The following is a 439-nucleotide window of genomic DNA, read 5'->3' on the forward strand; positions in this document are numbered from 1 at the left end:
CCCTTTGCATCGAAAAAGCGGCGGATCACGCCGACGGTATCATCTGTCGAGCCGGTGTCGCTGATGACATAGTAGTCAAGTTTGATGTGGTCGGTGATGTTGGCCAGTGTTTCTTCGATGATTGCCGCTTCGTTTTTGACAATCATATTCAAGCAGATGGTTTGGGACATTTTCAATAGCCGCATTGATTTGGAAAGGTATTATTTTACTTTAGCATTTTGTTTTTTGCACACAAAATACTCAGGCCGTCTGAAGATTGCCTTTCAGACGGCCTGAAGTTTATTTTGCCTTATCTTTTTTCCTGACGACGTATCAGATACACCGACAACAGCGCAAACAAAACCGTCGGCAAGGCACCGGCCAAAAACGGCGGCACGCCGTACAACTGGCTGGTAAAGCCGAAGAGCCGTCCGGCAAAGTGGAACAGCAAACCAAGGCA

Annotated in this window: 1 pseudogene; it reads right to left on the minus strand. The window is 47.4% G+C overall.

The annotated features are described in order from the left end of the window. Positions 1 to 289 precede the first annotated feature (289 nt). Positions 290 to 439 (minus strand): annotated as a pseudogene (locus ACTHUM_RS19895) (LPS export ABC transporter permease LptG); the annotation flags it as partial.

The organism is Neisseria sp. P0021.S006, assembly GCF_051956895.1.